The 7,217-nt window shown below is 39.1% G+C and carries 6 protein-coding genes; 5 read left to right on the top strand and 1 reads right to left on the bottom strand.

What is annotated here, in order from left to right; genetic code table 11:
• Positions 1-206: 206 nt before the first annotated feature.
• The 4 genes from NFU46_RS17565 to NFU46_RS17580 all read left to right on the top strand — a co-directional run bounded on the left by NFU46_RS17565 (position 207) and on the right by NFU46_RS17580 (position 3,255).
• Entirely contained in the window at positions 207-746 is a 540-nt protein-coding gene (locus tag NFU46_RS17565) for a DUF2058 domain-containing protein (protein ID WP_063701878.1), read from the top strand.
• A gap of 103 nt (positions 747-849) precedes the next feature.
• Positions 850-1,173 carry a c-type cytochrome gene (locus NFU46_RS17570; RefSeq protein ID WP_251603641.1) on the top strand — a complete coding sequence of 108 codons (324 nt, stop codon included), beginning with the start codon at positions 850-852 and terminating at the stop codon, positions 1,171-1,173.
• 129 nt (positions 1,174-1,302) lie between these two features.
• Entirely contained in the window at positions 1,303-2,070 is a 768-nt protein-coding gene (locus NFU46_RS17575; RefSeq protein WP_054552449.1) for a class II aldolase/adducin family protein, read from the top strand.
• Positions 2,071-2,079: 9 nt separating this feature from the next.
• The gene (locus NFU46_RS17580) at positions 2,080-3,255 is read left to right on the top strand and encodes a mandelate racemase/muconate lactonizing enzyme family protein (protein WP_251603643.1); all 1,176 of its coding nucleotides are present in this window, start codon (positions 2,080-2,082) and stop codon (positions 3,253-3,255) included.
• A 145-nt stretch (positions 3,256-3,400) separates the two neighbouring features.
• On the opposite strand, the gene NFU46_RS17585 is transcribed toward NFU46_RS17580, so the two are convergent.
• Positions 3,401-4,354: an FHA domain-containing protein gene (locus NFU46_RS17585; RefSeq protein ID WP_251603645.1), complete on the bottom strand. Its 954-nt coding sequence runs from the start codon at positions 4,352-4,354 to the stop codon at positions 3,401-3,403.
• A 120-nt stretch (positions 4,355-4,474) separates the two neighbouring features.
• Here NFU46_RS17585 and NFU46_RS17590 point away from each other — a divergent pair, with 120 nt between their 5' ends.
• Complete coding sequence (locus NFU46_RS17590) at positions 4,475-7,027, top strand: serine/threonine-protein kinase (RefSeq protein ID WP_285835551.1); 2,553 nt, start codon at positions 4,475-4,477, stop codon at positions 7,025-7,027.
• Positions 7,028-7,217: the final 190 nt, after the last annotated feature.

A 7,217-nucleotide genomic window follows, 5' to 3' on the forward strand; every position in this document is an offset into this window, starting at 1 on the left:
AGCTTATCGGGTACAGGTTTTTTTACAAGTTCAAAGGCGACTAAAATGATAAATCTTGCGTTAAATCAATATGTCATGATTTCATCGCGTGTTAATCTCACACCAATATACTCGATTGCTGTGAATCAAGTGGGCTCAGTACTGTTATTTGTTGGCAGAGCTGATTAAAATAACCCTAATACGCATTAATAAATTGGAATTTCGTCATGGGTTCATTACAAGATCAATTACTTAAAGCTGGTCTTACTACGGCACATAAAGCTAAAGTAGCCAAAACAGAAAAGCGCAAACAGCAAAAGAAGAAAAAGAAAGGCGCCACGAGTAATCCTAGCGATCTGCAAAAACATATTGAACAAACTAAGCTTGAGCAGCAGAAAAAAGCCGATGAGCTTAATAAAGCGCGTTTAGAAGAGCAAAAGCAACGTGAGCAAGTAGCGCGCGTTAAACAGATTTTAGAGCATCACAACCAAGATGAGATCCGTGGTGATCGTACATTTAACTTCACTTATCAAAATAAAGTGAAGGAACTCGAAGTAAACGAAAAAACACAAAAGGCCCTAGCTGGTGGCCGTTTAGCAATTTGTGTTTTAGAAGGCCAATTTTTTGTACTGGAAGACGAACCAGCACGAAAAGTCGCTGAAGTCAGCGAAGATTACATAGTGTTCCATGTTGAGCCTGAAGATAAGCAAAAGGATGAAGATGATCCGTATGCTGATTTTGAAGTACCTGATGATTTAATTTGGTAGTGACTGTTTCTATTGCCGTTACAATTTTCGGGTGCAATATTGTTAAATCATGGTCTACACTAAAGAAAATGTTTAATAACCCGTCAAAAAAGAGAAGATACAAATGAGCAAGATCACGAAAATTTTATGTGGGGCTAGCATTGCAATGGCTGCAAGCCTATCTTTCAACACTATGGCTGCGGATGGTGCAACACTATACACAGCTAAGCTTTGCCAAACTTGTCACGGTGCAGAAGGTAAAGCGCCTATCATGGCTCAGTACCCTAAATTAAATGGTCAAAATAAAGAGTACTTACTAGCACAAATGAAAGACATTAAGTCAGGTGCGCGTAGCAACGGTATGGCTGCTGCGATGAAAGCAATGGTTGCAAACGTATCTGAAGAAGAAATGGCTGCAATTGCTGATTACTTATCACAAGTAAAATAAACACCATTTTAGCGTGAAAAGGCCACATCAATTGATGTGGCCTTTTTGTATCACCTATTGATCATCTATTAATAGTAATTTAGACTTCTATACATCTATTTGTGCTGTGTCACATTTACAAGGTTTCCCATGTTTGACTTACCAAAACTCGATTTAAAAAATAAAGTATCTGAACAAGAATGGCAGCTTCGTGTTGATTTAGCTGCATGTTACCGTTTGGTGGAGCACTTTCGATGGGGGGATTTAATTTATACCCACCTATCGGCACGTTTACCGGGCACAGATCACTATTTAGTTAATGCATTTGGTCTTAGTTTTGATGAAGTGACGGCATCTAACCTTGTGAAGGTGGATTTAGCTGGCAATATTCTTGATGACACGCCATTTAAAATTAATCCAGCTGGTTTCACTATTCACAGTGCTATTCATGAAGTTCGTGATGACGCTCACTGTGTTATTCATTTACACACAAAAGAAACCATCGCCGTTGCAACGCAAGAAAAAGGCCTGTTACCACTTAGCCAATACTCAATGTTCTCATTGCCATCATTGTCTTATCATGGCTACGAAGGGTTAGCGGTAAACAGTGATGAGAAAAAGCGCTTGCAAGATGATTTAGGCACTACTAATCACATGCTATTGGTTAACCACGGTGGCTTAACTGTTGGCCCAACAGTGGGAGATGCCTTTATGAGATTTTATGATTTGCAGCGTGCCTGTGAAATTCAATTGGCTATTCAAGCCAGTGGTCAAACGGCAATTCCAGTACCACAACCTATTATCGATAATATTTATAATCAAGCGAATGTCGTGCATAGCGGCAGCACCGGTGGCCAGTTAGCTTGGCCAGCCATGTTGCGTAAAGCTTATCGTCTTGATCCTAGTTTTGCTCAGTAAGGAGTAACCATGAAAGTTAATCGCGTCGAAGTGTTCGATATTCATTGTCCAGACAGACCTGCTTGGACACCTGTTTTTGTGCGTATTCACACCGATGAAGGTATTAGCGGTGTGGGTGAAGCGGGTCTGGCTTATGATTTAGGTCATAGCGCAGCTGCGGCAATGATCAAAGAAATGGCTGATGCCTTTTTAATTGGTCATGACCCATTTCAAACAGAAAAACTGTGGTCACGAATGCTACGCGAAAGCTTTTGGGGTTTAGGTGGCGGCCCTGTTGTGTATGCAGCAATGAGCGCCATTGATACTGCACTTTGGGATATTAAAGGTAAAGCATTAGGCTTGCCTGTTTACCAGCTATTAGGTGGTAAAGTTAACGACAAGCTGCGTACTTATGCATCACAATTACAGTTTGACTGGGACAGCGAATTTAAAGCGCTTGTTCACCCAGAAGAATACGCAGAAGCAGCGCTTAAGGCGATGGCTGAAGGGTATGATGCGGTAAAAGTTGACCCAATCCAGTACGATAAAAACGGCAATACTTATTATGACCGCACTAATATTATTTCTCGTGCAGAAATGAAATTATATCGTGCGCGTATGCAGGCTATTCGTGAAGCAGTCGGTGACGAAGTTGACATTATTTTTGAGTGCCACAGTTTACCAGGCGCAACATCAGCAATTCAAATTGGTGAAATTGCTGAAGAATTCGATTGTATGTATTACGAAGAGCCTGTGAATTACTTAAATCATTCATTGCACGCAAAAGTTGCTGACAAAGTAGCGGTGCCAATTGCAGGTGGTGAACGTTTGTATAACCGCTGGGGTGTGCGTCCTTACTTAGAAGATCAAAGTATTGATGTATTACAGCCAGACTTAGGCCTGTGTGGTGGTTTCACTGAAACTAAAAAAGTGTGTGATTATGCTGATGTCTTTGATGTGCGTATTCAAGCTCACGTGTGTGGCGGCCCAGTAGCAACTGCAGCTTCGTTACACTTAGAGACCGCAATTCCTAACTTCTTAATTCACGAACATCACACCTATGCTATTAAGAAATGGAACCGTGAATTGTGTATTCAAGATCCACAACCTAAAAATGGTTTCTTCCAAGTATCAGAAGAGCCAGGTATCGGTATTGAATTAAATGACGAAGTCGTTATGCGCTCTCAACGTGTTGAGATTAAGTAATACTTAGTAAAGTATCCTAAGGGTTGCTAATTTGGTGCTTTAAATAGAGCTTGGTGTCAGCTGTTTCTAGTCTGAGTAAGTACTGCTGATTTTTGTGTCATAAAATCTAAATAGGCAGGCGTGGATTTAGCAGCCAATTTTCAGGCTATTCAGTTGATTCACACGCTTGCCCTTTGTAAATCACATAGTGCTCACCACCAAAGCGAACCTTTCCTCGCTTACGTTCAATGAGTGTATCAGCAGACATAAAATTAAATGACTCAATAAATTGTTTACGGGCACGGTGAATTTGAATATTGACATGGCATTCATTAATCCCTAAATCACGAGCTAGCTTCTTTACCTGTACCCAACCCTGCACTTCCGGTGCAAAGTGATTTTTAATGTCTGCTAGTTTATAGCGTGCTAATAACACGGTGAGGTAGTGATGCGAACGTACATCAAAGTCTTGTAGCTCATCATTGTGCTTCACTTTTAACTCGGTTTGCTCTTCGTCTAAGCTTAAGCTGAATATGAACTCTATATCATCGGTTGAGGCTGGTGGGCTTAGATCAACAGTGTTTTCTTGGGAAGTCATTTCAGCTTTAAACAATTGCCACTGTTGAGCATCAATCGTAATTATATCACTATCTTCAAGTGTCATTAGCTGGTGGTCATCGGTATTTTCGTAGCACCATGTATACTTGTTAGGATCAAAATAGACGATAATTTTGGGGTCTTGGTTGTTCGGTAAAAAGTGGTACCGTTCCAGCTCAATTACATCAAGCGAATCATTACCAACAGGTAATAATAGGTCTTTAGGTGGCTCGATGGAGACTAATTGATACTCTACCTTACTGACCTCGGAAAAGCTGATATTATCATGCAAAGATAATAGAGATTTAGTTTGTTTTTCTAGCTTTTTACCATTTAACCACACGCCATTTTTACTCAAATCGCGAATATACCAATGTGGCTCAACCCACTCAATAACAGCATGGATCCGGGTAACTTCAGGGTAATTTAAAAGTGTATCTACAGAGTGAGCTAAACGACCAAAACGATGGAAGTCGCGCAAATAAATACTTTTACCAGAGTCTTTGCAGATAAGTACAGCCATAAATACATCCTTATATATGGAAAAATAATTTCATATTAGCATTTTATTATCATTTATTTTGCTTTTTATTAACATTGGGGGCTAAACTAATAAATATGCACTTAACTGACCGAGTTGTTTGTGTTTTTATTAAAGGATTACTATAAACAGGTACAAGTACTGGCGCAAGGAGGGATGAGCACAATATACCTTGCGACAGACGTGCAACTGAATAGGCAAGTTGTACTTAAAGTCATGAAGCTTCAGAGTGATAATGTTGAACGTGCCATAACCGAGGCACAGCTTATTGCAAGCTTTAATCATCCAAATATCGTGCAGCTCTATAGAATCCTTCATGAGGATGAACTCGTTTTATTAGAAATGGAATATGTTAAAGGGACCACACTTGCACACCTATTAAGAGAGCGCCAGCTAAGTGTAGCTGATAAAATAGAAATACTTTCTCATATTAGTGATGGCTTAGCAGGTATTCATGAAAAAGAGATTCTGCACCTCGATTTAAAACCCGCGAATGTATTGATCAGTGAAGATGGTGCTGTGAAAATTGCAGACTTTGGTATTTCAAAAATAAAACACAAAGACACACAATCACACAACACAAGTTTTGGCAGCTTGAAAGCAATGTCACCAGAGCAACTTAACAATGAGAAATTAGACTTTCGCAGTGACCTATTTTCACTGGGGTTGATGGCATATCAGCTATTCTGTGATGTTCATGCTTATGCAAATCAGGCAAGTAGTGCAGCTGAACAAGATATTGCTGCAGCAATGAAATCATATCCTTGCCACGCAAGTTATGAATCTATTTATACTATATCACCTGATTTGGCAGTATTAATTAAACAGCTATTGGCCTATAAGCCAAAAAATAGACCGACGAGTGCGAGCTTTGTGGCAGCACAGTTTAAGAGTATCCTAGCGACGCTCAGTTTTGATTGCCCTACCATTGAAGTCAAAGATATCAAAAAACAGAAAAACATTAATAAGCGACTTATGTACTTAATCGGCTTTACAGTGTGTTTTGGATTGCTCATTTGGACTTTCTTGGCAATGCAAACGAAAGAGTATGTAGCTCTTTTACCCATTGAATATACGTCGACAAATGATGTAACAGAAACACAAAAAAGAATACTTAGTTTGGGGATAAATGATGCAGTAACCGAGTCACTATTAGGAAATCGGCACTATGCGTTAATTTCAGAGCAAGAAATAAAACAAACTCAACTTGTTTTAGGCAGTAATGCCAGCTTAAGTGATTTGGCAAGTGCTCTTGGTGCATCTAAGTTACTAATACCATTACTCGATTGCAGCTCTTTGTCATGTGATTTTAGTTTGAGCCAGCTTGATAAGAATGCAGTATTAGTCAATAAGTATCGAACTGCGACAGATAAAGAGAACTATCTGAATATTTATAATTCAGCACTTTCTTCAGTGCAAAGTTTACTTAACTTAGAAGCAAACAAACACAGCCAGTTATCGTTGTCAGATAAGTTCGTGGATGAATATGTATCACTCGTTGCCCAGGTTGCTAATAATATAGAAAGCACTGAAGCAGAAAAATTGATAGCTGAGTCATTACTCTTTCAACGTGCTGACTTTAAACCTCTATATCCATTGTATCGAAAAATCATGTTGCGACTGTACAAGTCGACGCATAATGTAGCGCTTATTAAGGAGTTGCGAACCCAACTGGATAACTCACCAGTCTCTTATCGTGAAAGCCCTGCTTACTTAATTGATTTGTTAGAAATATACCAGCATGCAGGTGAGCACACTAAAGCAAATCAGGTAATTACACGTATTCAAGACTCAACATTAGAGGCTTACCAAAAGCAGATTATTTTATCCATTTACTATAAACGTATTGGTGATTTGGAGCGTGCATTAAAACATGCACAAAGTGCATATGCGCTCAGACCAACGCTGTTAGCGACAAGAAACTTAGTAATTGCTTATCTTATTCAAGGTCAGCGTAATGAAGCTGCTGTCTACTTGAAAGAAATTTTACGCTACAGTTCAGAAGATATTGTGACCTTAAAAACTCTAGCTGATATCTCTTTGTTATCAGGAGAGCTAGAAGAGGCGCAACAACATTATCAAAAATTAATAGACTCAGGACAACAAAGCCCTTCTATACTCAGTAACTTCTCGATAGTCCTGTCATTACAAGGGGAATTGGAACTGGCATTAAAATTTGCAGAGCGGGCGATGTCATTAGAGCCACAAACATCAACCTTACAGCTAAACTATGCCGATTTACTCTACTTAAAAGGCTATACGAATGCAGCGCTTGAGCTATACAAAAAAATTAATGAACATCTTGGGGCTTCACCAAGTAGTATTGCCGAACAATTAGAAAAAGCACAGGTCTTAATCCACTTAGAGCAAAATCAACAAGCAATGAATCAAATCGAAAAAGTATTAATTACACAACCTGATTTAGCTGAAGCGTATTTTATTAAAGCCATGTTACAAAGCGTATTAAATGAAAAGTACTCAGCATTAGCATCGATAGAGCAGAGTATGAAGCTCGGCTGGAGCCCTGTTTTCTATCGATTAGAGTGGTTTAAATCATTGTGCTCTGAAAATAAACTCGCCACCTTGATTGGCCAGTCCCACTTTTTATTTTTATGTAAGATTAAAAGCGCAGAGACAGACTCCGCGCAATTGTAAATTGATACTTATAGCGTTGGCTCCATGTCCTCAATAATGACGCGAGGGTCTTGAGAGAAGTAACGCACTAGTACTCTTTCACATATATTTTGATCAGTTGCCCCTACTTAAATTCAGGTAACTGATCTTTTTCAATCAATAATTCAATACTCCTGCTTTTTCCAGTAACTGATGTTATAAATTTCTTCTT

The organism is Pseudoalteromonas sp. NCCP-2140, assembly GCF_023708065.1.
In the GTDB taxonomy this organism is placed as follows: domain Bacteria; phylum Pseudomonadota; class Gammaproteobacteria; order Enterobacterales; family Alteromonadaceae; genus Pseudoalteromonas.